General features: G+C 71.6%; 18 protein-coding genes. 9 read left to right on the top strand and 9 right to left on the bottom strand.

All coding sequences use genetic code 11. From position 1 onward, the window contains the following. Positions 1-42: 42 nt before the first annotated feature. From KYK13_RS11140 to KYK13_RS11120, 5 genes are all read left to right on the top strand, one after another. On the top strand, positions 43-426 hold the full coding sequence (locus KYK13_RS11140; protein ID WP_223644048.1) for a hypothetical protein: 384 nt from the start codon (positions 43-45) through the stop codon (positions 424-426). A 19-nt stretch (positions 427-445) separates the two neighbouring features. Further along, positions 446-985, top strand: a complete 540-nt coding sequence (locus KYK13_RS39050; RefSeq protein WP_304504103.1) for a hypothetical protein — start codon at positions 446-448, stop codon at positions 983-985. Between the two features lie 230 nt (positions 986-1,215). Then, positions 1,216-2,397: a hypothetical protein gene (locus KYK13_RS11130; protein ID WP_223644047.1), complete on the top strand. Its 1,182-nt coding sequence runs from the start codon at positions 1,216-1,218 to the stop codon at positions 2,395-2,397. Positions 2,398-2,491: 94 nt separating this feature from the next. After that, complete coding sequence (locus KYK13_RS11125; protein ID WP_223644046.1) at positions 2,492-7,549, top strand: hypothetical protein; 5,058 nt, start codon at positions 2,492-2,494, stop codon at positions 7,547-7,549. A 64-nt stretch (positions 7,550-7,613) separates the two neighbouring features. Next, positions 7,614-8,711: an ADYC domain-containing protein gene (locus KYK13_RS11120; protein ID WP_223644045.1), complete on the top strand. Its 1,098-nt coding sequence runs from the start codon at positions 7,614-7,616 to the stop codon at positions 8,709-8,711. Between the two features lies 1 nt (position 8,712). Here the strand turns inward: KYK13_RS11120 and KYK13_RS11115 are convergent, their stop codons facing one another. Further along, positions 8,713-9,657 (bottom strand): sigma-70 family RNA polymerase sigma factor, encoded by a 945-nt coding sequence (locus tag KYK13_RS11115; RefSeq protein WP_223644044.1) that lies wholly within the window; start codon positions 9,655-9,657, stop codon positions 8,713-8,715. Positions 9,658-9,775: 118 nt separating this feature from the next. Here KYK13_RS11115 and KYK13_RS11110 point away from each other — a divergent pair, with 118 nt between their 5' ends. Then, positions 9,776-13,708 carry a bifunctional serine/threonine-protein kinase/formylglycine-generating enzyme family protein gene (locus KYK13_RS11110; RefSeq protein WP_223644043.1) on the top strand — a complete coding sequence of 1,311 codons (3,933 nt, stop codon included), beginning with the start codon at positions 9,776-9,778 and terminating at the stop codon, positions 13,706-13,708. Positions 13,709-13,714: 6 nt separating this feature from the next. Here KYK13_RS11110 and KYK13_RS11105 read toward each other — a convergent pair whose 3' ends face one another. Then, a complete protein-coding gene (locus KYK13_RS11105; RefSeq protein ID WP_223644042.1) occupies positions 13,715-14,233 on the bottom strand; it encodes a GNAT family N-acetyltransferase in 519 nt (172 codons plus the stop codon). Between the two features lie 266 nt (positions 14,234-14,499). Here KYK13_RS11105 and KYK13_RS11100 point away from each other — a divergent pair, with 266 nt between their 5' ends. Next, positions 14,500-14,796: a hypothetical protein gene (locus KYK13_RS11100; RefSeq protein ID WP_223644041.1), complete on the top strand. Its 297-nt coding sequence runs from the start codon at positions 14,500-14,502 to the stop codon at positions 14,794-14,796. Between the two features lie 6 nt (positions 14,797-14,802). On the opposite strand, the gene KYK13_RS11095 is transcribed toward KYK13_RS11100, so the two are convergent. Continuing rightward, the gene (locus KYK13_RS11095) at positions 14,803-15,798 is read right to left on the bottom strand and encodes an alpha/beta fold hydrolase (RefSeq protein ID WP_223644040.1); all 996 of its coding nucleotides are present in this window, start codon (positions 15,796-15,798) and stop codon (positions 14,803-14,805) included. A 72-nt stretch (positions 15,799-15,870) separates the two neighbouring features. On the opposite strand from KYK13_RS11095, the gene KYK13_RS11090 reads away from it, so the two are divergent. After that, positions 15,871-16,758, top strand: coding sequence for an AraC family transcriptional regulator (locus KYK13_RS11090; RefSeq protein WP_223644039.1), 888 nt, complete (start codon positions 15,871-15,873; stop codon positions 16,756-16,758). Here KYK13_RS11090 and KYK13_RS11085 read toward each other — a convergent pair. The 3 genes from KYK13_RS11085 to KYK13_RS11075 form a co-directional block, all read right to left on the bottom strand. Continuing rightward, entirely contained in the window at positions 16,743-18,251 is a 1,509-nt protein-coding gene (locus KYK13_RS11085; protein ID WP_223644038.1) for a putative metal-binding motif-containing protein, read from the bottom strand. The two genes, KYK13_RS11090 and KYK13_RS11085, sit on opposite strands and share 16 nt — an antisense overlap. Before the next feature lie 11 nt (positions 18,252-18,262). Further along, positions 18,263-19,741: a putative metal-binding motif-containing protein gene (locus KYK13_RS11080; RefSeq protein ID WP_223644037.1), complete on the bottom strand. Its 1,479-nt coding sequence runs from the start codon at positions 19,739-19,741 to the stop codon at positions 18,263-18,265. A gap of 95 nt (positions 19,742-19,836) precedes the next feature. Continuing rightward, positions 19,837-20,757 carry an RluA family pseudouridine synthase gene (locus KYK13_RS11075; RefSeq protein ID WP_223644036.1) on the bottom strand — a complete coding sequence of 307 codons (921 nt, stop codon included), beginning with the start codon at positions 20,755-20,757 and terminating at the stop codon, positions 19,837-19,839. A gap of 100 nt (positions 20,758-20,857) precedes the next feature. Between KYK13_RS11075 and KYK13_RS11070 the strand changes: the two genes are divergently transcribed. Next, positions 20,858-22,093: an MFS transporter gene (locus tag KYK13_RS11070; protein ID WP_223644035.1), complete on the top strand. Its 1,236-nt coding sequence runs from the start codon at positions 20,858-20,860 to the stop codon at positions 22,091-22,093. Between the two features lie 13 nt (positions 22,094-22,106). Here the strand turns inward: KYK13_RS11070 and KYK13_RS11065 are convergent, their stop codons facing one another. From KYK13_RS11065 to KYK13_RS11055, 3 genes are read right to left on the bottom strand one after another with little or no spacing between them, the layout of a single operon-like run. Continuing rightward, a complete protein-coding gene (locus tag KYK13_RS11065; protein WP_223644034.1) occupies positions 22,107-23,174 on the bottom strand; it encodes a M20/M25/M40 family metallo-hydrolase in 1,068 nt (355 codons plus the stop codon). Then, entirely contained in the window at positions 23,161-24,030 is an 870-nt protein-coding gene (locus tag KYK13_RS11060; protein WP_223644033.1) for a [LysW]-aminoadipate kinase, read from the bottom strand. The genes KYK13_RS11065 and KYK13_RS11060 overlap by 14 nt, the downstream gene beginning before the upstream one ends. Next, a complete protein-coding gene (locus KYK13_RS11055) occupies positions 24,027-24,803 on the bottom strand; it encodes an SDR family oxidoreductase (protein WP_223644032.1) in 777 nt (258 codons plus the stop codon). The genes KYK13_RS11060 and KYK13_RS11055 overlap by 4 nt, the downstream gene beginning before the upstream one ends. Positions 24,804-26,199: the final 1,396 nt, after the last annotated feature.

The following is a 26,199-nucleotide window of genomic DNA, read 5'->3' as shown; positions in this document are numbered from 1 at the left end:
GATTCGTTTCACATTCGTGCCCATCGAGACTGGAGACATTCCATGTGGAAGAAAGCATCCGCCGTTGCAGGTCTGGCCGCGCTCACCTTGAGCAGCACCGCGTGGGCCGGAGGCCAAGGCACATTCCCCGTCGTCATCAACACGACGAACAACACCCTCGAGGGGAGCTTCGGGAGCGCCCGCCACAGCTCGGATCCCCTTCAATCCCTCGACGTCGGCTTCATGGTCGGCAACGGGTACTACTACGCCTTTATCTTTGCTTTTGACGCCACCGGGACGATGGGGGCCTGCACGACCACGAACCGGGACATGATCGAGATCCTCAAGGCCGCTTCGCCGGACTCCTATATCAAGGTGTATCACGACGGCAGGGGCACCTGTCTCGACGTCGAGATGCGGAAAGCCTCCTACCTGGAACCCAAGTAGGCCCCTGGGAGGACGGACCATGACGATGGCATCCAGGGGTTTGTTCCTGGCGGCGCTCGTGGCGTCCGCTGGCGCCGGCTTCGGCATGGCCCGTTGGACCGAGCCCGCGGGGGTCTCCACGGATGAGGAGCTTGCTCGACGGCTGGATGGAGTGGAGCGGGAGCTGCGCGCAATGAGACAAGCCATGGAGGGCCCCTCCCGCCCGGCGCCGGTCGCCGTGGCGGGGCTGGACGTTCGGGCGCTCCAGGAGGACCTGCGCCGGGTCGTCCGGGAGGAGTTCCAGACCGCGACGGCCGAGGCCCGGGCGGAGTCCCCGCCGGACAGGCCAGAGCCCGCGCTCCCCATCCCCTCGGGCAACCTCGAGGCCTACGCGAAGGCCCGCCGCGTCCTGGAGGACGGCATCGCCTCAAGGCAGTGGGGCGACCAGGAGCGCGGTGAGTTCAGGGCCCTGCGCGAGAAGCTGACCCCATCGCAGCTTCGTGACCTGCTCATGAAACTGGCGGTTGCCATCAACCATCAGCAACTGCGCATCACCACCACCAGCGGCTCCCCCTTCTGAAGAGACCCGAAGGGCCGCGCGACTCTGGATTCTCAAGACTCATGTCTTGAGACTCACGCATCCCGGATCCATCCCGTATGCAATGGATGCGGCGGCAACAACAGTCACACTGCAATGTTGAATTGATTTGCCAATTCAAGACAAGTTCGCGTAATCAACAGCTCATCCGGAATTCCCGGAACGGCTGTCTCCCCCCCTGACAGCCTCAACCACCATCCAAGAGAATCACAATGACGACTCGAAGCCTCGGGTTTCGTGCGTGGCGTTGGAGTGCCGTGCTCTCCCTGCTGGCGCTGACGGGCTGTGCCGTGGAGCCCCAGCAGGAGACCGCCGCGCAGGAAGAGCAGGCGAAGGCATTGCAACAGCAGGCGCAATCCCTCACCCCACCTGCTGGGTGTACCGAAATCACCATGAACGCCCTGTCGAACGGCGTGCAGCTGACGCCGGTGATGTACGGCGCCCAGCCGACCTACCAGGGCACGTTCAACGGCCTGGGGGACCCGGCGCTGGCGGACTCGGCGTACATCCGGCTGGACGTGAACACGGCGCCGGGACTGCATGACCTGGCGGCGGGCGGCGCCAACCTCTTCAACTGCGAGCAGTGCGTCTACGGCTACCAGGACGAGGGCGCCGCGAGCCAGAAGATGTTCGTGGCGGACTCCGGTTCGCTGCTGCTGGCGTTGAAGGTGTCGCCGCAGCAGTCGGTGGGCGTGCTCTTCAACGTGACGCTGCGCGAGTCGGTGAACGCGCCGCCGCTCAACGCGCCCTACCGTGGCAGCGCGGTGGTGCCGGGCGGCGAGTGCAAGTGGATCCGCTACGCGACCTGGAGCACGGTGCGGCCCAACGGCTGCGATCCGCGCCAGGGCTCGTGGACGGCGAACGTGCCGGGTCACACCTGCGTGCCGGACAACTACCTGGCGGATGACGGCACGCTGGAGAAGTCGCAGGGCACCAAGACGCAGGGCGCGCTGTGCACCTCCACGCCCGGGGCGGACGCCCAGCACGCGGCGACGACGGACTGCGCGGAGGGCTTCGCGTGCACGGACCTGCTGACGGATGACCGGCAGTGCCTGAAGACGTGCGACCCGATGGCCGCCGTCCCCGGCTGCCCCACGGGGACGATCTGCGGCGTGTACGGCCTGTGCATCGAGCAGTCCGTGCTGGAGCCCATTGGCTTCGACTTCGACCCCGCCCAGATTGGGGAGCCGTGCACCAAGAGCTTCGCCGAGTTCTGCGGCTCGGAGGGGGCGCGTGGCGCCTGCGTCACCATCGGCGGCCAGTCCATCTGCCGGCCCTACAAGCGCGCCCGGTCGGAGTGCGGCCCGGGCGAGGAGCTGGGCTACATCGGGTATCCGCTGTCCGGCGGCGGCCATGACCGCACCACCGGCTGGTGCTACCCGGACGGTCTGTAGTCAGCCGCAGGGAGCCCGGCCGTGGAGGTCCACGGCCGGGCTCCTGAAGTGACAGTGTCTCCAGGGACGGCACTCCGGGTGCGGGCGGCCCGTTATGCTGACGCGCATGCTCTGCCCTGCCTGTACGCAGCCCCGCGCGACGGACTCCGGGCCGCTGTGCCCGGAGTGCGGCGCCGCCCTCGTGCCCGCCGCCGGGCGGCACCTGGATGAATTCGTGCTGGCGAGGATGCGACAGAACATCGAGCGCTGGCGCTTCGCTGGGTTGCTGGATCCGGACACGGCGGACCGGCTGGAGGCGTCGCTCGTGCCCCCCGTCGAAACGGTCGCGACTGTCGCGGAGGTGCCCGCGGCGCTGGCCATGGCGGTCTCCATGGCACCCGAGCCGGAGCCCGCCCCAGAGCTCGACTCCGCGGCCCGGGTCGAAGCGTGGGCGGACGGTGTGGCCCACTCGCTGCGGCGCGCGGGCGGGTGGCGTCCGGGGTGGCTGGCCTCGCTCGCGCACTCGCTGGATGAGACGGCCCGGGCGGAGCGGGACCAGGCGGCCCGGCGGCGGGTGGCGGTGCGGGAAGACGGGGAGTCCTCCAGCGAGGAGGACCTGGGCTCCGCACTGGGGTCGGGGCAGGCGCTGTTCGGCCGGGGACACCTGGATTCGCTGGGGGGCAGCGGCCTGGAGGTGGTCATCGCGCTGGACGAGGGCGACCCTCCTCCCCGCCTCCACGAGTACATCTGGTGGTTCCTCGGCGCGGTGCTGGTGCTGGGCGGCTCGCTCATGGGCGTGCGCGAGGCGTGGCGGGCGCTGGGGGGGGTGCCCCGGCAGCTCATCGTCACGGGCGCGCTGCTGGGCTACCACGCGGCCTTCATTGGACTGGGCGCGTTCCTGTTCAAGCGCTCGCGGCCGGTGGGGCGCGTGCTCGCGGGCATCGGGCTTGGGTTGCTGCCGGTGGTGTTCGTCGCGCTGTCGGCCCTGGTGGCGCTGACGCCCGCGGTGGGTGTGCCCACGGCGTTGGGGGTCGCCGCCGTCGCGCTCCTTCCGCTGCGGGCCGCTGGACGGCTGTGGCCCGGGACTTCCGCGGCGACCTTCGCGGTGGCGCTGTTCCCCTCGCTCCTCGCCGGGCTCCCGTTGATGGGCTGGGACGAGGCGCCGTGGCTGCGTGCGCTGTGCGCGTTCGCGGGCGTGGTGGCGCTGGGGGCTTCGGTGTGGCGGGCGCGGACTTCGTTCGTCGGCGTGGGCGCCGCGCTCCATGGCGCGCTCTGGCTCGCGGTCTTCTGCGTGGCGAGCAGTCCGTCCGGATTCGATGCGCTGGCCCCGGGGAGCCCGCTGTTCGCGGGGCTCGTGTTGTGGGCGGTGGCGCTTGGCGCGGTGGTGGCTGCGGGCGCGTCGTCGGAGGCTGTCCGCGCGGCCATGCCTCGCGCGGCTCCGGTGTTCGAGACGCTGGCGCACGCGGTGGTGGCCAGCGGCGCGGTCGCGGGGGCGCTGGGCGCGTTCTCGGTCTACCCGGGCGAGGACGCATGGGTGGATGTGGCGTCCGTGTGCGCGCCAGTGCTGGCCACGCTCGTCTTCTTCCTGCTGGAGCTCCGGCGGCGGGCCCTGGTGCATCCGGCGGTCATGGCGGCGCTGCTGGCCGGAGCGCTGGTCGCGCACGTGCAGGCACCCGACGTGCCGGCGTGGTGGTGCTTCGGCGTCGCGGCGGTGGCGTCCGGACTGCTGTTGCTGGCGCGCGTGACGCCTTCCGCCGTCCTGCGCGGCCGGCTGCTCGCCTGGGGTGTCGTCGTCTCGCTGGCGACGATGCCTGCGTTCTCCGTGCTGGCGTGGTTCCTGGGAACGGATGCGCCCTGGCCCCGTGCGGCCGCAGGTGCGGTCATCGCGCTCGCGGCCCACCTCGCGGGGCGGTGGCGGTGGCGGGGCCTCCACTCCCTGGGCGGCGTCGCACTGCTGTTCGGGGCGCTGGCGGCCGTGGACGGGACGCCATGGCTCGCATCCAGCGCGGCGCGCCTGGGCGTTTTCGCGCTCGCGGCGGTGCTCTACGGAGTGGGCGGGCTGGCGCAGTCCGCGTGGGCGGAGCGCCAGGGGCTGCGTGACGCGTTCCTCCCCCTGGAGGACCTGTCGCTGGGCATCGCGGTGTTCGGCGTGGCGCGGGCCCTGGGGGTCGTGCCCGTGTTGCCAGACGTGCTCGCGGGAGTTTCGGCATCCCTTGCGACGGTGCTCGCCTGCGGGCCCATGGCGCTGCTGACGGCGCTGCTGCTGCTCCGCGTCCGGCGAGAGGGCAGCCGGTTCGTCAGCTTCCTCGCGGCCACGGGGCTCGCGCTCACGGTGTCGCAGGCGGCGGGCACGGTCTCCGACTTCGCCTCCGCGCGGGCCGCCCTCGTGGCGTCGGGCCTGGGCTTCGGGTTCGCGCTCGTCGCGATGCTTCGCGGTCAGGGCTTCGACAAGGTGAAGGGCCGGAAGCTGCTGGACGTCGTTCCGCTGCCCTTCGGCGCAGGGGGGCGTGCGCTCTTCACGGATGGCTTCGCGGGCGCGGCGCTCGTGCAGGCTGCGTTCACGGTCATCACGCTTCTCCCATGGCTCGCCCTGCCCGACAGCGCCGAGCGCCCGGTGGCGCTGCTCGCGGGGGTGCTGCTCACGGCGGGCGCGCTCCTGGCCTTCGTGTCGCGCGGCTTCGTGTCATTCCAACTGCGAGGCTCGGTGGTGACGCTCGCCCTGGCTGGCGGGTTCATCGCGCTCACCGCGGTCGTCAATCGCGCGGGCCGGCCGCTTCCGCCCGACGTGTCGGCGTGGCGGGTGCCGCTCGTCGGCATCGCGCTCTGGTTCCTGGCGCTGGGCTTGCGGCGCGTGGGCCCGTGGGTGGGCCAGCGGCTGGAGAGGCCACGGCACGGAGCGCTGTATCACCTGGTGCCGCACCTGGGCGTGGCCGTGCTGGCCCTGCTGCTCCTGCGCTCCGCTGTCGTCGTGGGCCTGCCGTATCCCTCTCGCGCGCTGGGCCTGGTGCCGCCGCTGCTCGTGCTGGGGCCCGCGCTGCTGACGGTCCTGCTCGCGGCTTCGTTCCGCTCGCGGCTCCTCGCGCACGGGGGGCTTCTGCTGGGGCTCCCCGGCGCCGCGCTCTGGGCCGCGCAACAATCGCTGCTCGGGGGGCCCCTCATGGCCCTGGCGCCTCCCGACGGGCAGTGGATCCGAGCCTCGGCGGCGCACCTCATCAGCCCTTCGCTGGGATGGCTCCATCCGCCGGCCTGGATGCCGCCGGACAGCACCCGGTTCCTGCTGTGGCTGCACGCATTCGCGGGGATCGCCGCCGCCGGGCTCGTCTCCGCGGTGCTCGCGGTCGCGGTGTCCCAGGTGGCCGTGGGGCGCGCGTCCTTCCGGCGGCTGTTGCCCCTGGGCACCGATGACCGCCCGGGTCCCTTCCTCCAGGCCCTGAGCCGGCAGAGCCTCACGGCCGTGGTGCTCGTGGCGGCGGCGGCCTTCTTCCAGCCCGGCGTGCTCGCGGCGGAGCTCACCCTCGCCACCGGCGCCGTGCTGTTCGTCAGCGGTGCGCGGGCGCGCGGGCGCGGCGTGGTGGGCCTGGGGCTCCTGCTGCTCGTCCATGCCCTGGCCCACCGGATGCCGCACCTGGCGGGTTGGCCGGGCCCCACGCTGGCGCTGCTGGGGCTCGCGGTGGTGGTCATCGCCCCCGGGCTCGCGAAGCGGCGGGGCCACGACGCAGGCCCGACGCGGCTGCGTGCCCACCTGTCCGTGCTGCCGTACTTCATCGCGGCGACGGTGTACGCGCTGGCCGTCGAAGGCCACACGTCATCGACGATGGCCGTTCCCGCCCTGGGCTGGGCCGTGCTCGACGGGCTCGCGGGGGAGTGGATGATGTCCTTCGCCTTCCCCCTGACGCTGGGATTGCTCGCGGCGGCGCTGCTCGTCGCGGCCTTCCAGTGGCGTGGGGCGCTGGCCGGGTTCATCGCGGGGCTCGGGACGATGGTCGCCGGCGGCGCTGTCATGGCCACGGGACTGGCGGTCCTCGCGCAGGCCCTGCAATCAGGGGAACCCACGTACCTGCACCTCATCACCCGGTCCGGGGCCGCGTTGGCGCTGGCCGCCTCGGGGAGCGCGCTGGCGCTCCACATCGCCCGCCGCGCCACGGCCCGCCGCCGGAGCGATGTCGCCGGGGGCATGGGCTGGGGCCGCGACCTGTGGCTGGTGGCGAGCGCGCTGCTGCTCGCGGCCGTCGCCCTGGGGGGCCGGGCCTCGGAGGAGGTGCTGCCCGTGGCGCTGGCGGCCATCGTGCTGGCCGTGGGCATGGCCCTGCATGCCGCGTGGCGCGAGCACACGGGCCGCCATGTCTACTTCGTGCAGGTCGCGGTGGTGGGCGTCTACGCGCTGGTGCGCGGGCTGTACGCGCAGGGCCTCCGCCCGGAGCACGACGCCCTCTTCGCGCTGTCGCTGGGCTTCGCCCTCGTTGGCGTGACGGTGCTGGCGCGCAGGGCCGGTGTGCGCCCCGTGGAGCAGGCGACGCGGCGGTTCGCGGCGCTGCTGCCCGTCGCGGTGGCGCTGATCCTCCCCGGCGACGCGACGGGCAATGCCGCCCTGTTCGCGGCGGGCTCCGGCCTGCTGTACGCGGCGCTGGGCGCGGTGGAGCGCAGCCGCATGTTCGGCGCGTTCTCCGCGGCGGCCTGCAACCTGGCGCTGCTGCTCGCCGCGCTCGCCTTCGGCCTGGAGGGGCTGGAGGTGTACCTGGCGCCGCTCGGGCTGCTCCTCCTGATGATGGGCCAGCTCTTCACGGAGAGCCTCCCGCACGCGGCTCGCAACGCGGTGCGCGTCCTGGGCGGCCTGCTGCTGTACGTGCCCGCGGCGGCGAAGCTGGCGGCGCGGATGGGCGAGTCCCCGGATGGGGCGTATGCGATTGTCTTTGGCGCCGTCTGCCTTCTGGGCGTGGCGGTGGGCATGGCCTTGCGGATCCGCGCCTACCTCGCGCTGGGGACGCTGTTCCTCCTGCTGGACGTGGTGGCCAACCTGCTCGACGCGGGCTTGCGGGACCACCGCGTCGGCTTCGCGGTGATGACGCTCACGGGCCTCACCATCGTCACCGGGCGCGTGATGGCGACGCTCAAACGCCAGGAGTGGGACCTGCTGCTGCGGCGCGTGCGAGTCCAGCTGCGGGGCTGGGATTGAGCGGACCGGCCCCGGGAGGACGGATTCCGTGCATCGATTTCCGGCACGGGGTCTCATCCGAGGCGTGAACGCGTCCTTCCGAACCCTGCCGGTGTGCCTGTGTCTGCTCCTGTCCGTGCGAGCGCAGGCGGCGCCCCCCGTCGCCCCGAAGCCCGGGCCCGTCCGGTCCGTGAGCGCCCCGTCCGACGCCGAGCGCTACGCGCGCCGCTGCCAGTCCCAGACAACCCAGCGCATCGCCCGGCCCCAGGGCACGATGCTGTGGGGCACCAAGCGCAGCTGGGACCCGGAGAAGCCGACGGACGAGCGCACCAGCGTGCTCGTGTCCGTGTCGCTGGACGCGCCCCGGCAGGCGGAGGACGGGGTGAAGGGCCTGCGCTTCGACCACGGCCGCTTGTGGGCCGTCCCGCCACCGGAGGCAGGCGCGACGGCCAGCGACGTGGTGGGCACCGTGCTCCAGGGCACCGCCAGCGACGGCAAGCCCGTGGAGGTGGCCATCTGCGGCGCGGAGCCCGCGGCGGATGACGCCAGCCGCGTCTTCTATCGCATCGAGGCCTGGAACCCGGTGGCGCGCGAGTGGGAGAACCCCTGCGTCGCGCTGGACCGCTCCCCCGCCCCGCGGGCGCTCGCGGTGGGCGGCGTGTGGGACGCGAGCGGCGCCCATCTGGACGCGCCGGACCGGGTCACCCTCGCGTGTGAGAACGGCGCCATCTCCAAGTGCATCTCCTGGGGCTACGCGCCCTGGGCCTCCCGCGATGGACAGTCGCTGGCGGGCCTCCACCAGGCGTGCACCCGGCTGGCGCGCGCGGACTACTGCGGCAACGGCCGCAGCCACACGCGCCAGGACACCACCATCGACATCTACGACCGGCTGGGCGTGCTGGAGCGAGCCACGGAGGCGTCCCGGGAGTGGGACCCGGCGAAGGGCTCCTTCGAGGCGGCCTGGGCCCCGGACGGCGCCACCTGCCTGTCCCGCACCCGCGACGGGCGCGCGCTGGAGCTCATCCTCCAGGAGTGCCCCGGCCGGTTCCAGGCGGACGCAGGCGACGCGCGCGAGGACGGCGAGGTCTGCACGGTGCGCCGCGGCGACGTGAAGCCCGGGGCCGCGCTCTTGCGAAACCTGTCCTATGGCCCCCCGAAGGCGGAGCCCGCGCGGGTGCAGTAGGTCAGCCCTCCAGCGGGGGCTCGCGCTTCTCGCCGAGCAGCTGGCTCAAGGTCAGGTCCAGCTGGCTGTCCACGAAGGCGATGAAGCTCTGGAAGTCCTCCGTGGAGAGGCCCAGCTGTTCCTGCAGGCGGCGCCGGGTCTCCGTGTAGACCTGCTGCTGCACCCGCTTCAGCCAGCGGGAGATGGTGGACTGGTTGACGCGGAAGAGCGGCGCCATCTCATACGTGGAGAGCCGGTCCGCGAAGTGGAGGCGAAGCAGGTGACGATCCTCGGCCGACAGCGCGGCGGCGGCCTCACGCACGGCCTGGCGGAAGGCCGCGTGGTGGCGGCGCTTCATCACGTCCAGCTCTGGATCCAACCCCTGCGCGGGCAGCGCCTTGAACAGCTCCTCCGCGTCGTCCTCCGAGGAGGGCTTCTCCTGTCCCCGCAGCTTGTGGGCGATGCGGCTGGCGATGACCACCACCCAGCTCAAGAGGCCGCCGCGCCCCGTGTAGTCCGCGATGGCGGGCACCTGGCCGGCGTTGGCGACCAGGAGCTTCACGCCCACCCGCTGACGGACCTCGTCGATGGTCGCGTCGGGCTGGCGGAGGCTTCGCAGCCGCTCCGGCAGCCGGGCCAGGTAGTGGCGCTCCAGGGCCTCGTGCGCGGCGGAGTGGCCCTGGAGGCAGGCGCACGCCAGGTACAGCTCCGGAAGGGACAGGCCGGAGACGAGCGGCGCGATGGGCGCGGTGGGGCTCGCGGGCGGGAGCCGCTCCGCGACGTGGCTCACGAAGCACTCAGCGGAGAGCGTGACGCCGGGCCAGCGGGCCTGCGCGTCCTCCCAGGCGCGCGTCAGCAGGGCGTCGAGCGCGCTGAGTTCCTCCGGCGAGGGGGCCACGAAGCGCGTCTTCGTGTGCGAGAGGAAGGTCGCGGCCAGTGCGGGCACCTGGGACATGTGCAAGGCCATAGCATGGCACACTCCGGACCGCCCTCCACGCGCGGCGGGCGCCCGGTGCGGGACACCGTGCCCGCGTGTGTCATTGAACGCCGCGCGGCGCGTGGCCTAGCGTGAAGGGCCGGACTCCGTGAGCGCCCCCCCTTCCAACTGTCTGACCGACGAAATCCTGGTCGAGCTGCTCGAGGACCGGCTGACGGACGAGGCGCTGGCACGGGTGCACCGCCATGCCGCGGGCTGCAACGAGTGCCGGGGTCTGCTGGCCACGCTGACGCCCGGCATCCAGCGCTCGGCGGTGGAGGACCCGGAGCCTCCCGATGCGCGGGAGACGGACCGCCTGCCGCCGCCGGAGACGGAGCCCTGGACGCCGCCGCCGTCGTTCTCCTCGTTCCGCCTGGAGCGCCCGCTGGGCCGGGGCGGCATGGGCATCGTGTACCTGGCGCACGACACGTCACTGGACCGGCGCGTCGCGGTGAAGTTCATGGCGGCGGCGCAGTCGGATGAGCGCTTGCGCGACCTGTTCACGACCGAGGCCCGGGCGCTCGCGAGGTTGCAGCACGCGAACATCGTCAGTGTGTTCAGCGTGGGCGCGGTGGATGGCCATCAGTTCATCGTCTCCGAGTACGTCATCGGAGAGACGCTCGCGGAGCTTCCCCTGCCGGTGCCGTGGCGCCGGGTGCTGTCCCTGGGCGTGGGGCTGGCGCGCGGGCTCGCGGCGGCGCACCGCCAGGGAGTCCTGCATCGCGACCTGAAGCCCTCCAACGCGATCGTCACGCGCGAGGGCGAGGTGAAGCTGCTCGACTTCGGCCTCGCCGAGCGCTTCGAGGTGGGCGCGGAGCTGGCGTCCGGCTCACCGCTGCTCGTGGGCACCCTGCCCTACCTGGCGCCGGAGCTGCTCGCGGGAGGACCGGCGACCGCGCGCAGCGACCTGTACGCGCTGGGCCTCATCCTCCACGAGCTGTGCACGGGCCAGGTGCCCCGCCGCACGTCGCGCAGGCCCGACGACACCACGCCCCACCGCGCCCCGCTGGGCCCGGAGGTGGACCCCGACTTCGCCGCCATCATCCTGCGCTGTCTCGCGGTGGATCCGCGGGAGCGCTTCGCCTCGGCGGAGGCGCTGTGTGAGCCGCTGGAGCTGTTGGATCGCTCCATCGCGCCCGTGCCCTTGACCGCAGGCAATCCCTACCGGGGCCTGGCGCCGTTCGCGGCCGAGCACCGGGCCCTCTTCTTCGGACGCGAGGGCGACATCCGCGCGGTGCTGGAGCGCCTGCGCACGCGGCCGCTGGTCCTCGTCGCCGGAGACTCCGGGACGGGCAAGTCGTCGCTGTGCCGCGCGGGCGTGCTGCCCCGGGTGGCGGCCGGCGACCTGGGCGACGGACAGGCGCCGCACGTCATCACGCTGTGGCCCGGACATCGCCCGCTGGAGGCCCTGGCCGCCGCGCTCGCGCCGGTGCTGGGGCGCAAGGAGTCCGAGCTCGTCACCGCCCTCACGGACACGCCCGAGTGGCTGGGGCAGGCGCTGCGGGAGAAGCATGGCCGGGGACGCGGGCTGCTGCTCCTCATCGACCAGATGGAGGAGCTGCTCACCCTCTCCGACCCCGCCCAGGCCGCGCACGTCGCCCGGGTGCTGGGAGAGCTGGCCCTGCCGTCACCGGGGGTGCACGTGCTGCTGGCCGTGCGCGGCGACTTCCTCACGCGCCTGTGCGCGCTGCCGGGGCTGGGCGAGGAGGCGGAGCGAGCGCTCTACATCCTCCGGCCGCTGTCTCCCGAGGGCGTGCGCGAGGCCATCATCGGCCCGGCCCGGGCGCGGGGCGTCGCCTTCGAATCACCGGAGCTGGTGCAGGCGCTCGTCGCCTCCACGGCGCATGGCGTGGGCAGCCTCCCGCTCCTCCAGTTCGCGCTCGCGGAGCTGTGGGAGCGCCGCGACGCGGCCCGGGGACGCATCACGCGCGCGGCGCTGGACGCGATGGGCGGCGTGGCCGGAGCGCTGTCCCGGCATGCGGATGGCGTGCTCGCGCGCATGAGCCCGGCGGAGTACGCGGCGGCGCGGCGGCTGCTGCTCCAGCTGGTGACGGCGGAGGGCACGCGCATCGAGCGCGGCGCGGAGGAGCTCGCGGACGCTTCGGATGGCACCTCGCTCGCGGCGCTGCGCATGCTCGTCGAGGGCCGGCTGCTGCACACGCGCGCGGTGAACGGGCTGCCGCGCTGGGGGATTGCGCACGAGTCGCTCATCGCGAGCTGGGGCACGCTGCGCGACTGGCTGGACGACGACATCGGGCACCGCCTGCTGCGCAAGCGCGTGGAGGTGGCCAGCGCGGAGTGGGACCGGCTGCGTCGCGCCCATGAAGCGCTCTGGGGTCAGCGCCAGCTGGACGAGGTGCGGCTGCTGGACCCCGCCACGCTGGGCACCCGGGAGCAGGCCTTCCTGAGCGCGTCCCACCGCGCCGTGCGCCGCGCGCGCTGGGGGCGGGGGCTCACCGCGCTCGTGCTCGCGCTCGCCGTGCTCGCGTCCTATGGCGGCCTGAAGCTCCAGGCGTACCTGGAGGACTCGCGCATCATCGCCGCGGAGCTGGGCACCGCGAAGGAGGCGCTGGCTTCGGGGCGCACGCTGGCCGCGAGGGCGCTCGCGAGCCGGGAGGAGTCCCTGGCCATGTTCGACGGCCGGGCCCCCTCCTCGCTGGGCCCGGAGACCGCGACGGACGCCACGGGCCTGCGCAGCGCCGCGGAGAAGCGCTGGACGGAGACGCTCGCCCTGCGCGACCAGGCGGAAGCCGCCTTCACCCGCGCCAGCCGGAGCCTGGAGCGCGGCCTGGACCGCGACCGCCACCATCCCGAAACGCGCCAGCTCATCGCGAAGGTCCTGTCCGAGCGCATCCTGCTCGCGGAAGCCTTCCACCAGCGCCACGAGCGCGACGCATGGCTCCAGCGGCTGGAGCAGGAGGTGGACGCCGCCAAGGAGGGCGAGGCCTCGCTGCGGCGCTTCCGAGAACCCGCGGAGCTGACATTCGAGAGCACGCCACCGGGCGCCCACGTCTCCATCGCGCGCATCGTCCGGAGCGACGGCCCGTTCCAAAGCGATGCCCTGCCGGACACGAGGACGTCTCGCTTCGTCCTCCCGGAGGGCTCCTACCTGCTCCACGTCACGCAGCCGGGACGCGTGTCCGTGGACATCCCGGTGTTCCTCACGCACGGCGCCCGTGAGGCGTTGCGGCTCACGCTCCCCACGCAGGTGCCCGAGGGGTACGTCTACATCCCGCCGGGCTGCTTCCTCCTGGGCAGCGCGGAGCCGGAGGTGGTGCGGCGGTTCACCTTCAGCCCGCCCATGCATCGCTACTGCCTGACCGGCGGCTACCTGGTGGGCCGCGACGAGGTGACGTTCGGCGACTGGCTGACCTACCTGAACGACCTGTCGCCGGACGCGCCCGCGAGGCGGATCCTCGAACAGCCGCACTTCGGCGACGGGGGCACCATCACGCTGCGGTGGCGTCAGGGCACGGGCTGGCTCTTCACCTTCCACCGCACCCGCGAGGAGTTCCGCACCGCGAAGGAAGGCGAGCCCCTGCTCTACGCGGAGCGCACGCGGCACGCGAGCGTCGACTGGAAGCGGCTGCCGCTGTCCGGCGTCTCCGCCGAGGACCTGGAGGGCTACTTCTACTGGCTCCACCGGACGAAGCGGCTGCCGGGAGCGCGCCTGTGCGGCCAGCATGAATGGGAGTACGCGGCCCGGGGCGCGGACGGCCGCCGCTATCCGCACGGCGACCAGCTCCAGCCGGACGACGCCAACATCGACGCGACGTATGACCGGCGGCCGCTGGCCTTCGGGCCGGACGCGGTGGGGACACATCCCGCGTCGGTGAGCCCCTTCGGCCTGCGGGACATGGCGGGCAACGCCTACGAGCTCACGCGCTCCGCGACGCCGGAGTTCGGCAGCGTCGTGCTGCGCGGAGGCTCCTGGTACTACGACTCCTTCGTCGCGGCGAGCGCCGACCTCTCTCCCGGCGACGCGACCGCGCGAGATGTCCGCAGCGGCGTGCGCGTCTGCGCTTCGTTCGACCCGCGCTGAGCGCGCTCAGGTGGGCACGTACACGCGGTTCAGGATGCCGTCCTCGGTGATGTGCCGGTCCAGGCGCATCCCGAGCCGCTCCGCCACGTGGATGGACGCGGTGTTCTCCGGGTGGATGATGGCCACCAACGGAACGTGCGGCAGGTGCCGGGCCGCCAGCGCCAGGGCGACGCGGGACACCTCCGTGGCATACCCGGAGCCCCAGGTCTCGGGCGCGAGGCGATAGGCCAGGTTGAGGACGCGCTGCCCCTCCAGCTCCTTGTGGCGCAGGCCGCACAGGCCCACGACGACGCCGGGTGCACTCAGGCGCTCCACCAGCCAGTAGCCCACGCCCTCGCGCTCCCAGTCCTCCAGCCAGAGCCCCAGGATCCGCCGCGCGTCGTCCAGCGTCTGCATGAAGCCGCGGCGGCTGAACCGGTTCGTCGTCGGATCCGAATGGAGGGCGAAGACCGCGTCCAGGTCGCTTTCGCGAACCGCGCGGAGCAGCAGCCGGTCGGTGGTCATGCGTTCGAAGTGCTGGCGCATGCCGGGCAGCTTACGTGAGCCCGTCCCGGTCAATGCCCTCCAGGATGCGGCGCTTTGCTCCGGGTGTCGTCGGCGTGGATGAGAGCCACTCCAGGGTTCACTCACCGTGCTCCTTCAGGATGCCGGCCCGCACGGGCTCCCCGAGCGTCACCCGCGGGATGCCCGTGCCGTCGACCGCATGCCAGGCATGCGGCCACGCACGAACGCCCGCCTCCCCCTGCCATCCCACGTGGGCGACCCCACCTTGGGGCAGGAGGTGATGCGATATGGCGGATCGGATTCTGGAGCAGCAGCACGAACACGAGCGTGAGCAGGAGCGCGAGCGGCTGCGCGCCCAGGAAGAAAAGGACCTGGAGGTGGAGTCGCATCGCGGCGCCCGACCGCTGGAGGGCTTCGCGGGAGGTCACACCACGTGGACCGGTGATCAGGACGACCAGGCCGCCGCCCGCGTGCACGCCGGTGACGCCGAGGCCTCCTGGGAGGCCAGTGAGCGGCAGGCCCGGTTGGAGCCGCCGGAACCCGAGTCCCGGGACGAAGACGACTCCGGCCTCCGCCGCGAATAGCCGCACTCAGCGCGAGGCTACGCCCCAGAGCCGCCGGGCCTCTTCGGCGATGAGGTCGGGGTACTCCTCGGGGAAGAAGAGCTTCGCGCCCTCCACGCGCCGGACTCCCCGGGAGTTGCCCAGCGTGCGGTCCAGGTAGTCCGCGCTGGAGGGAGAGAAGATGGTATCGGCCATGCCCCAGACGATGCGGGCCGGCACGCGGCAGCGCTTGAGCGCGGGCTCGATGCCCGCGAGCGCGTTCTTCTCCAGGCCCAGCGTGTACGCGTGCACCCAGGCCTTCCCCCGCGGGGAGCGGACCAGCGGCGCGAAGTAATACTCGATGGCCTCGTCGGTGGGCTGGGAGGGATGGCTGTAGGTCATTCCCCCGATGCCCACTTCCGAACGGGCCAGGGGCTTGTCCGCGAGCCACGGCGTGAGCCACGCGTCCACGTAGGTGCCGTCGCGCGCCATGTCGATGACGGGGAGGACGGCCGGCGGCGGGCACTCGCTCTCCACGTCACAGTTGGTCAGGAGCAGGGTCCGGACGCGCTCCGGGTGGCGCGTGACGAGGAGCTGCGCGACGGCGCCTCCGCTGTCGTTCGCGACGACGTCGACGGACGGGAGGGAGAGGCCCTCCAGCAGCGCCACGAGCATCTCCACCTGCGACGCGGGCGACACGTCCTGTCCGTCCGCGACCTCCGTGTAGCCCAGGCCCATGAAGTCGGGGGCGACGCAGCGGCGGTCAGGGGACAGCCGCTCCAGGGCGCCGCGCCACTGGAAGCTGTTGAGCGGGAAGCCGTGGAGGAAGAGGGCCGCGGGGCCGGAGCCACGCTCGACGTAGGCGATTCTTCCGAAGCGGGTCTTCAGGAAGCGCCGCTCCGCGGTGAAGGTGCGGGCATCCAGCGTCCCCGCGTTGGATTCCCGAGTGGAACGGGACAGACATCCCGGGAGGGCTCCCGCGGCGGCCATCCCGGCCGCCAGCCCGAGGAGCTCCCTGCGACGCAGCATCCATGAGTTGTGCATGGGGCGGGCTTGTAGCGGCGCGGTGCGCGTGCGGACTTGGCGGAAATTGCGCGCGCCCCCTAGGCTGGCCGCATGAGCCGTGGACCGTCGCCGCAGCGGAAGCTGGCACACGCCGGGCTGGTGCGCGTGTTCGACTACCAGTGCCCCGCGTCGAAGGGGGCGAAGGTGGAGCCGGAGCAGTTCACCGACACCTCCATCACCGTGGTGCGTTCAGGGGTCTTCGGCTTCCGGAGCGACCACGGAGCGCGGCTGCTCACGGCGGGCAGCGCGATGCTCGCCAATCCGGGCCAGCAGTACGAAATCTCCCACGAGCACGCGGGAGGAGACCGCTGCGTCATCTTCCGCATGGACGAAGCCACGCTCGAAAGGCTGGTGGGGCCTCCGCCGCGTGGGGAACCTCGGCGGTACTTCGCGCGGCCCGTGCTGCCCCCGGTGCCTCGCATCGAAGCGCTCCGCCGGCTCGCGGAGCAGTGCCTCGCATCGCAGGGACCGCTGATGGAGTTGGAGGCGCTGGGGCTCGCGCTCGCGAAGGAGGTGGGCGCGCAGTTGGGGCGGGCCCCCAAGCGAGAGGAGTCCTCAGTTGCCCCAAGCCGTCTTGCGCGCGACGGAGTGCACGCGGCGCTGGCCGCCATCGAGCGGGGCTCCACGGAGGAGCTGTCGTTGGGCGACCTGGCGCGCGCGGCTGGCATGAGCCCGTATCACTTCCTCCGGGTGTTCAAGCGGGAGACGGGGCTGACGCCGCACCAGTTCCTCATGCGGACGCGGGTGCTCCACGCGCTGGCGCTGCTGCGGGACACACAGCGGCCGGTGACAGAAATTGCGTTCGACGTGGGCTTCGGGGACCTGTCGAACTTCATCAACACCTTCCGCAGGGAGCTGGGCTGCTCCCCGCGGGCCTTCCGCACGGCGACGCCCGGCGACTGGGCCGCCGGGCACCTCTTGGGTCAGGGCGCGCAGTAGCGCACGGACCGGAGCGTGCAGGTGAGGGGGTTGGCCGTGGCGTTCATCAGGAGCGCCCCCATCCACTGGCCCGGCAGCTCATGCATCAACACCCATTGCGCGTGCCGGTGAAGGGGCATGGGTGTGGGACCGGGCGTCCAATCCGTCACGGTGCCGGAGGGGCTCATGCCCCAGAACCGTCCCTCGTAATCAAAGAACGTGTCCTGCCCCGGCACGGGCGCATAGCGCACGGAGATCCACGCGACCTGGAGCCCACGCGACGTCATCGTCGCTCCGAGCCATGCGCTCTGCCCTGGCGTCGTGGGCGTCAGCGGTTCCGGGACGCCATTCTCGAACAGGGCTCGGACCTGCTCGAACCGTGGATTCGTGCCGTCAGCAGTGCGCAAGAGCAGTATGGGCTCTCCCGAGGGACTTCCCGGCGTAGGGGGTGACAACACCAGCATGGGGTTGGCCCCAAACCCGACCGCGAAGGTGCGCTCCTCGCCCAACTGCGAGAGGTCTGCGTCATAGCGCCTCAAGCGCAGGCGCTCGTCCGCGACCAAGCCCGGGCCTTCCGTGGTCAGCACGACGAAGCCTCCATCGTCCAGGCCGAGGACCCTCTGACCGTAGAGGGAATATCGCTCCTGCTTCGCCTGGAGCAGGCTCCGGGGCTCGGCGAGGACCTGACCGTTCGCGCCGACGATCATCCCGAGGACCTCGCGGGCATCGCCGGTAGCGAGCGAGGAGGAACCCCAGATGACCAGGCCATGGCTCCCATCCGGGGAGAAGTCCAGGCGGGCCGGTGCGAACCTCGCGGGTTGCTCGAAGAGGAGGATGCCCGGGGGCTCCATGAGCGGAGTTCCCTGCTCGTCGAGCGGCAGGAAGCGTCCCTGGGTGGAGGAGTTCGAGGTCGGGCTCTCCGCCGCGAAGAAGAGCGCGGGCCCGCGTGACGTGCGGACCAGTTGGGCCGACATGGCCGGTTCGCTCCCTGTCACGACCGGCACCACCGTCGTGCCGACCAGGGACAGGGCCGAGTCCAGACGGAGGATCTGGATTTGATTGGAACGGTCGGAGACGACGACCAGGAAGCCGTCCTTCACCGGAAGGCTGTCCACCATGGACGAATAGGGAGCCCACGCCATGGGAGCGACGTCCGCCCAGGTCGCTGGGTCCGTCACCCCATCGCAGTCGTTGTCCAAGCCATCGCAGCTCTGCTCTGTCTCTTCGTACTTCGCGCCATAGGAGCGCGCGGTACACACGGGCTCATAGGCACCGTCCACCATCGCGCGCTTCGCTCCCGCGCACACGCCCTGGGTCTTCTCGCAGGGCGCGCCTTCCGCCACGCCGCTGTCCGGACTGCCCGCGTCGTCCGGGATGCCCGCGTCGTCTGTGGCGCCGGCATCCACCACCGTGCCGGCATCCGGTACGGGCTCCGAGGGGCTCGTAGAGGAACCGCAGCCCGCCAGCAGCAGGGCCATCACCAACAATGAAACTCCGCTCAGCCTGGCTTGCATGTCCCATCTCCTCACTGTGCGCAGTAGCGCACGGACTGAAGCGTGTAGGCCTGGGGCTTCTCGGTGGCGGTCATCAGGAGCGCCCCCATCCAGTGTCCGGGGAGCTCATGCATCAACACCCACTGCGAATAGCGGTGCAGGGGCATGGGCTGGGGGCCCGGGCTCTGGTCCTTCGCGGTGCCGTTGGGCCCCCGGGTCCAGAACCGGCCCTCCCAGTTGAAGAGCGTGTCGTCCGCCCCTTGGGGGGTCACGTTGCGCTCGGAGAGCCATGCCATCTGGAGGCCCCTGGAGGTCATCGTGGCTCCGAACCACGGCACCTCGCCCTCCGTCGTGGACACGAGCGTTTCCGGAACGGGACTCTTGAAAACGGACTGCAGTTGCTTGAGCGGTGAAGGCCGGACCGACGTCTCGCGATAGAGCAGTGACGGCTCGTCGCCCACCAACATGGCCGTGGGCGAATTCCCCACGTCGAGCACTCGCGACTCGGTCGCCGATGACAACCTGCCGTCGTAGCGCCACAGCTGGATGCGCGACGGCTGGCCGATGCCATGGTCTTCCACCACCATCACCAAGAACCCACCATCCTCGAGCCCCACCGCGGTCGGAGTGGAGAGAGTGACCTGCTCCTCCTTCGTCAGGAACACGATCCAGGGACCGCTCACCCCGCGTCCATCCAGGTCCACGACCAGCCCCAGCGCCTCCTTGGCATTGCTCGTGGAGCTCCAGAACACCCCGAGCTGCTGTCCATCCCTGCTCGCGGCCACCCGCGCGGCGACCGTGACATGGTAGTGCTCGAAGATGACGGTTCCCCCCGCGGGGCCCATGGGGTTGCCCTGTTCATCCAGCTGAACGAGGAGCAATCGCGAGCCGCCGTCCGAGGTCACGTACCGCCCGACATAGACCAGCGCCGGTCCACGCGCGGTCCGCACCAGGCTGACCGAGGTGATTGGATCGAGGCCGGGCGCGACGGGTACCTGAAGGACGGCCTGTAACCTCAGGGACTCATCGAGACGACGCACCTGGATCGTGTCCGAACCCGCGACGGTTGCCACCAGGAAGCCCCCCGGCACGGGCAGGCTGTCCACGATGCCTCTGTGCGGCGGCGTTCCCAAGGAATCCACCTCCGCCCAGGTGGCCGGATCCGTCAACCCGTCGCAGTCGTTGTCCAGACCGTCGCAGCGCGTCTCTGTCGCCTCGTAGTCCGCGCCGTAGGAGCGCGCGGTGCACACGGGCTCGTAAGCGCCGTCCACCATGGCCCGTTTGGCTCCAGCACAAACGCCCTGGGTCTTCTCACAGGGCAGAGCCTCCGCCACGCCGCTGTCGGGCGTGCCCGCGTCACCCGTGACGCCCGCATCGCCCGGATTGCCCGCATCCACCTGCGTGCCCGCATCCCGCTCAGGGCCCGCCGGGCTCGTGGAGGAACCGCAGCCCACGAGCAACAGCGCCGCCACCAGCGACACTCCGCCCCACCACTTCATCCGCGCTTGCATGTTCCCCTCTCGACGCCCGGCACCGCTCACGGAGCGGCACGGGGCGCATCACCTGACATCCCGTCAGGTCCCCAGGTTCCCAAAACCTATCACGCTCACCCCCGCAGGACCGTGAGCCCCCGCTGGAAGTCCTCAGGCAGCGGCGACTCCACCTGGATGATCCGGCCCGTCGTGGAGGACGGCACCTCCAGCCGCCATGCATGCAGGGCATGGCGCCCCACCGCGAGCGCCGCCGGGTGCTTGCGCGCCTCTTCCGTGCCGTAGAGCGAATCTCCCAGCACCGGGAACCCGGCCTCCGACAGCTGCACGCGGATCTGATGCGTGCGCCCCGTGTCCAGGTCGATGTCCAGCAGCGCTCCATCCCGGAACCGCTCGCGCACCGTGAACGTCAGTGCCGCGCGCCTGGCGGAGGGCACGCGGGTCGTGAAGCGGCGAGGGTCCTTCGGGTCCCTCGCGTACGGCCCCTCCAGCCGCCCGGTGTCCGGGGGATGGCCCAGCACCAGCGTCTGGTAGCGCTTGTCCACGCGCTTCTCCTGGAACGCCTTCAGGAGCGCCGCCACCGCGTCATCCGTCCGGGCCAGGGCGAGGCATCCGCTCGTCTCGCGATCCAGCCGGTGCACCACGCCCGGCTGGGCCACGCCCTCCACGTCGAACGGCGGGCAGCGCGCCGCGAGCAGCCCCACCACCGACGCCGCCCTTCCTTCCGGCTCCACCACCAGCCCCGGCGGCTTGGCCACGATGACGAGCGCCGCGTCGTCATACAGCACCGGCAGCTCCGGGCCTTCCCGCGACGCATGCGGCGACGGCCGTGGCTCCGGCGCCTCCAGCGTGAGCTCCTCGCCGCCCCACAGCTTGCGTGTGGCCTGCGCCTTCTTGCCCCGGATGCGCACCCCGCCCGCGTCCAGCAGCGCCCGGGCCCGCTCCGGCGTGAGGCCCGGGACGTGCTTCGTCAGGAACCGGTCGAGCCGCTCGCCGGCAATCTCCCGGGGAACCACGAGAACCTTGTGCCGAGTCATGGCTTTCCCCGTCTCCCAAAGGCAGGCAGGGAGTCAACCACCGTGTAGGCGTGCGCCCACCGAGCACGCGTCAGGGGAGCGCTGTAGAAAGAGGCTCTCCGTGGCCACCTCCCTGTTTTCCCGCTCGGTCGCCGTGCGGGCCCTGTCCCACCGCGATTTCACCCTTCTCTGGCTGGGCACGCTCGTGTCCAACATCGGCACGTGGATGGAGTCCGTCGCCCTGGGCGTCTACGTCACGCAGGTGACGGGCCAGGCCGCGTGGACGGGCGGCGTCGCGGCGCTGACGCACCTGCCCTCGCTGGTGCTCGCGCCTTTGGGCGGCGCGCTCGCGGACCGCTTCGACCGGCGCACCTTCATGGCCGTGTGCATCTGCGTGCAGGCGCTGCTGGCCGCGCTCCTCACGGTGCTGGCCGGCACGGGGAACCTGTCGGTGCCATGGGTGGCGGCCCTCTCGCTGCTCAACGGCGCCTTCGCCACGCTGGTCATCCCCTGCGCCACCGCGCTCACGGTGGCCGTGGTGCCCGCGGAGGACCTGCACAACGCGCTCAGCCTGGACTCGGCGCAGTTCAACCTGGGCCGCATCATCGGTCCCATGCTGGCCGCCATCGTCCTCACGAAGGTGGGCATCTCCGGGGCGCTCTTCGTCAACACGCTGTCGTTCCTCGCCGTGCTGCTGGCGCTCGCGGGGATGCGCGGGGCGAAGAATGCCGTGCCGCCGAAGAGAGAGGCGCTGTGGGAGGGCATCCTGCGCGGCGTGCGTCTGGCGTGGACGGATCCGGGCATCGCGCTCGCGCTGGGCTCCGGGGCGCTGGTGGGGCTGCTCATCTCCCCCTTCGTGGGCCTGGTGCCGGTGTTCGCCCTGAAGGTGCTGGGAGGGGACGCGACCACCACGTCCATGCTGCTCACCGCGCAGGGGACGGGCGCGGTCATCGCGGCGTTCGGCTCCGCGCCCCTCGCCGCCCGGATGGGGCGGCGGGCCTTCCTGGAGGCAGCGCTGCTGCTCGTGGGGCTGTGCTCCGCGGCCTACTGGCTGTCCCCCACGCTGCCGGTGGCGCTGGTGACGCTGTTCATCCTGGGCGCCGTGTACCTCGTCGCCTTCACCGGCCTGAAGACGGTGTGCCAGGCGCGCACGCCGCCGGAGCTGCAGGCGCGCGTAAGCAGCCTGTTCCTCCTGCTGGTGAACGCGGGCTACATCCTGGGCGTCTGGGGACAAGGCGCGCTGTCGGACCACGTGGGCGTGCGGCCCATCACCGCCGGAAGCGCCCTGCTCTTCTTCGGTATCGTGGTGGGGATGCGGACCTTGCGTTCGCGGGGCCTGGCCGCGCTGGGCACCTGAGCGTCCGCCCCCATCAACGGGGCTTCGAGGGCAGGAGCGCCAGCACGCGCGCGAGCACCGCGACGCCCTCCTCGTACTCCGGCAGGTCGATGTGCTCGTCCGGCGTGTGGTCCAGGGCCGCGTCGCCGGGGCCATAGGCCACCGTGGGCACGCTCCACGCGGAGGCCACGGTGTTCCAGTCGGACGTGCCCGTCTTCAGGCGCAGCGTGGGCTTCACGCCGCGCTCGCGGATGGCCTGCTTGAAGACGCGGGAGAGCGCGTCGTTGCCGTTCGTGGACACGGCGTCCTTCTTCGCCACGGTGCGCACCGTCACGGTGGGCACCGTGGCCAGCGCCGCGAGCAGTGCGTCGGTGTCCGTGGACGGGCCTGTCCGGATGCTCACCGCGGCCGTGGCCCACTCTTCCGTCTCCGTGGCGCCAGTGTGGAAGGCGTTGAGGGAGGGCAGGTTCTGCTCGAAGAGGGACGGCCGTTCGCGGTTCCAGTCGTCACACAGGCGCTTGAGTGCGTTCCACGCGTCGACGACGTGCTCGGCGGCGGCGCGGTAGTCACGGCTCGCGGTGTGGCGGCGGCTGGCGCGGTGCTCCAGGTCCAGGCGCAAGAGCCCCTTGTAGCCGAGCGTCACCGCATGAGCGCCGCTGGGCTCCCCGTTGATGACGAAGTCCGGGGCGTACTGGTCGCGCACGTGCAGGGCGCCGCGCGTGATGGCGACCTCCTCCTCCACGCAACCCAGCAGGAGGAACTGCTTGCCGGCGCGCTCGGCGTCGTCCAACAGCTCCACGGCTTCGATGAACGCGCAAAGCGGGCCCTTCGCGTCCACCGCGCCGCGGCCGTAGAGCTTCTGTCCCTCCAGCCGCACGGGAACCACGCCCGGCACGGTGTCGATGTGCCCGAGGAACGCGATGACGGTGTCCCCGTCCCCGTAGCGGGCGACGGCGTTGCCCACGGCGTCGGTGTGCGCCCGCCAGCCGCGCGTCCCCAGCCGCTCCACCAGCGCGCCGGCGAAGGTGGCCTCCTGGTGGCTGGGGCTGTACTGCTCCACCATCCACCGCAACAAGTCGACGCCAGGTTCACGCGTCCGCATTCGCTCCGCCTCGTTCGCGAAGGGTGAACTTCGTGCCGCCCGCCTCCTCCAGCGCGGAGAACACCGGACGCTCCACGCGAGACGCGCTCACGTATGCGGCGGGGACGCCGCCCGCCAGCGCCCGGCGCACGGCCTCCAGCTTGTAGCGCATGCGTCCACCCGCGAGCGGCATGCACCCCTCCACATCGTCGCTCGAGCGCACCAGCGTGGTGGGGTCCTTCGGATCCGCGAGCAGCCCCGGCACGTTGGAGAGGATGACCAGGGCCTTCGCACCGAGCGCCGCCGCGATGGACGACGCCACATGGTCCGCATCCACGTTCACGAGCACGCCGTCCTCCGTCACCGCGGGAGGACACACGACGGGCACATACCCACCGTCCATCAACGCGCCCAGGAGCGCCGAGTTCACCGAGGAGACCTCGCCGGCCAGGTGCTCGCGGTCGATGCGCATCCGTCCGCCGGAGTCCTGGAGCTTGAGGGGAGGCCGCCTGCGAGCGGTGAGCACGCGTCCGTCGGCGCCGCACAGGCCCAGGGCGGTGACGCCCTTCGCGAGCAGCGCCAACACCACGGCCTTGTTGACCTCCCCCACCCACGCCATGGTGAGCGCGCGCAGTGTCGGTGCGTAGGTGAGGCGTACGACGTTGCCGTTCGCGGTGGTCGCCTCCGGGCGCTCCAGGCCCAGCGAGCCCAGGAGCCGCTCACCGGCCTCCGAGCCGCCGTTGACGACGACGACGCGGTCGCCCTGGCGGACAAGCTCCACGACGTCCGAGCAGACGTTCTCCAGGTCCACGCCCGCGGCGCCGCCAATCTTGACGATGACGGGGCGGCGTGACGACGGGGCGACATTCGCCTTCATCCGATGACGCTCGCGCCACCGTCAACGAGTTGAACGGTACCGGTGATGAAGGACGCGCGTTCGCTGGCGAGGAACACCGCCGCGGCGGCGAACTCCTCCGGGCGCCCTACGCGCTTGAGCGGGATGTGCGCGCCCATGGCGCGAAGGCCCGCCTCCACGTCGCCCGAGCCGCTGGCGGTACGCTCCACGGGAGGCGTGCGCATGTAGCCCGGCGCGAGCACGTTGACGGTGATGCCGGCGTCACCCAGCTCCTGCACCAGCGCGGCGGAGAAGCCGACGATGCCCATCCGAGCGAAGCCAGACAGCGCGAACCGGGCCACCGGCCGATGCACCGTCTCCGAGGTGATGAACAGCAATCGCCCCCACCCGGCCTTCTTCAGGTGCGGCAGCGCCGCGAGCGCCAACGAAATGGGGGGCAAGAGCACCGCGTCCGCAGCGCTCCGGTACGCCTCCACGCCGAAGGTGGAGGCGGGCCCTGGCGGGGGTCCACCGCTGTTGGTGACGACGACGTGCAGCGAGCCCCACCTGGCCACGACGTCCTCCACCCACCGGCGCACGTCCGCGTCGTCCATCACGTCCACGCGAGTCGCCAGCACGCGGCCGCCCCGGGCCACGGCCTTGAGCCGAGCCTCCGCCTGAGCCAGCCGGTCCATCTCCCGAGCGCCGATGGCGACATGCGCGCCCTCCTTCGCCAGTTCCTCGGCGACAGCAAGTCCCAGTCCGCTGGAGCCACCAGCGACGAGCGCGACCTTGTTGGCGAGTCCCAGTTCCATCCGCGTTCCTCCAGAAACGGGCGAACGGCCACGCCCGAGCGAACACACCGCAAGTCACCGAACCACGCCTTCACGGGCCGAGTCCCCCCGTCCGGCCCGCCATTCCCAATCAAGCCCGATGCCGACAGCTGACTCTTCGCGGCACGCCACAGAGCAGGCCCACCGACCCCGGTCATTGCTCGGCATCCCAACCACGCCGGTTCGGTCCGACCCCACAAGTCCTTCACGCCGCCCTTCCCCCCCGGGCGCGGTCCCCAAAAACCTGTCCGACTGTCCGACAGGTTCCTGTTGCCCGAGCGGTCCAGCAGCCCCCCGGCCACGGCTCTCCAAAACCTGTCCGACAGGAGCCGAGGCGTGAGTGGCACGGCAGCCCCAGCCCGGTTCTCCGAACGTGTCCGACGGTCCGACAGGTCCCTGCGGACTGGTGGGACCAGCAGTGCGCCAACCGCGTCTCGTCCAGATGTTTCCGACGGGCCGGCAGTTCCTTGCGGCTGGATGGGCATAGCAGAGCCCCAGCCGCGCCCCTTTGAACCTGTCTGACAGGTTTCCGCGGCCTGAATGGCATGGCAGTCCCGATCTGCGGCTCGCCCACACGAGTCCGACAGTCTGACTCGTTTCGCCACCACAGGTGCAGCGGCGGCGCGCCAGCCGCGACTCGCCAAGCGTGCCCGATGGTCCCAACGGCTCGGATGAAACGTCAGCCCGGTGTACCGAATCGGTCCGACAGTCGGACAGGTTCCCGCTGCCCGGATGAACCGGGGGAGTTCCCAATCACGGAGCTCCGGACCTGTTCGACTGTCCGACCAGATTCCAAGGCTCGAATGGACCAGCGGCCGCCACAGCCATGAGGCTCCCGACCTGTCCGACTGCCTGACCTGTTTCCGCGGCCCGAATCGGCCAGAGGACTCCAAGCAGAGCCTCTTCGAGCCTGTCCGACTGTCCGACAAGTTTCCGCGGCCCGGCTGGACTGGCAAGGCCACCAGCCACAGGCCTCCTACCCCGTCCGACTGTCGGACAGGCTCTCGCGGTCCACGTGACCCGGCGGCCTCCAAGCCCTGACTCAGCAAACCTGTCCGACTGTCCGACAGGTCTCCCCAGTTCGGATGGACCGATGGGGCCCCCAGCCACGGGGCTCCAAACCTGTCCAACTGTCCGACAGGATTTCGCGGTCCGACCGAACCAGCGGCCTCGCAGCCGTGACGCATTAAACCCGTCCGACTGTCCGACAGGTTTCCGCATCTCGGGTGGACCGGCGGCACTCGCAATCCCGGCACTTCAAAACCTGTCCGACGGTCCGACAGGTTTTCCCGGCCCAGATGCGCCAGTGGCACATCCAACCCCGGCACTTCAAAACCTGTCCGACTGTCCGACAGCCTTCTGCATCTCGGGTGGGCCG

Source organism: Corallococcus sp. EGB (assembly GCF_019968905.1).
GTDB lineage: Bacteria > Myxococcota > Myxococcia > Myxococcales > Myxococcaceae > Corallococcus.
This window is presented reverse-complemented; position numbering and strand designations above follow the sequence as displayed.

Bases quoted from the DNA above. Each gene is read 5' to 3' on its own strand.
- KYK13_RS11080 (WP_223644037.1), bottom strand. From the start codon at position 19,741: ATGCAAGCGCGGATGAAGTGGTGGGGCGGAGTGTCGCTGGTGGCGGCG.
- KYK13_RS11125 (WP_223644046.1), top strand. From the start codon at position 2,492: ATGCTGACGCGCATGCTCTGCCCTGCCTGTACGCAGCCCCGCGCGACG.
- KYK13_RS39050 (WP_304504103.1), top strand. From the start codon at position 446: ATGACGATGGCATCCAGGGGTTTGTTCCTGGCGGCGCTCGTGGCGTCC.
- KYK13_RS11130 (WP_223644047.1), top strand. From the start codon at position 1,216: ATGACGACTCGAAGCCTCGGGTTTCGTGCGTGGCGTTGGAGTGCCGTG.
- KYK13_RS11055 (WP_223644032.1), bottom strand. From the start codon at position 24,803: ATGGAACTGGGACTCGCCAACAAGGTCGCGCTCGTCGCTGGTGGCTCC.
- KYK13_RS11090 (WP_223644039.1), top strand. From the start codon at position 15,871: ATGAGCCGTGGACCGTCGCCGCAGCGGAAGCTGGCACACGCCGGGCTG.
- KYK13_RS11095 (WP_223644040.1), bottom strand. From the start codon at position 15,798: ATGCACAACTCATGGATGCTGCGTCGCAGGGAGCTCCTCGGGCTGGCG.
- KYK13_RS11140 (WP_223644048.1), top strand. From the start codon at position 43: ATGTGGAAGAAAGCATCCGCCGTTGCAGGTCTGGCCGCGCTCACCTTG.
- KYK13_RS11115 (WP_223644044.1), bottom strand. From the start codon at position 9,657: ATGGCCTTGCACATGTCCCAGGTGCCCGCACTGGCCGCGACCTTCCTC.
- KYK13_RS11085 (WP_223644038.1), bottom strand. From the start codon at position 18,251: ATGCAAGCCAGGCTGAGCGGAGTTTCATTGTTGGTGATGGCCCTGCTG.
- KYK13_RS11075 (WP_223644036.1), bottom strand. From the start codon at position 20,757: ATGACTCGGCACAAGGTTCTCGTGGTTCCCCGGGAGATTGCCGGCGAG.
- KYK13_RS11100 (WP_223644041.1), top strand. From the start codon at position 14,500: ATGGCGGATCGGATTCTGGAGCAGCAGCACGAACACGAGCGTGAGCAG.
- KYK13_RS11060 (WP_223644033.1), bottom strand. From the start codon at position 24,030: ATGAAGGCGAATGTCGCCCCGTCGTCACGCCGCCCCGTCATCGTCAAG.
- KYK13_RS11105 (WP_223644042.1), bottom strand. From the start codon at position 14,233: ATGCGCCAGCACTTCGAACGCATGACCACCGACCGGCTGCTGCTCCGC.
- KYK13_RS11065 (WP_223644034.1), bottom strand. From the start codon at position 23,174: ATGCGGACGCGTGAACCTGGCGTCGACTTGTTGCGGTGGATGGTGGAG.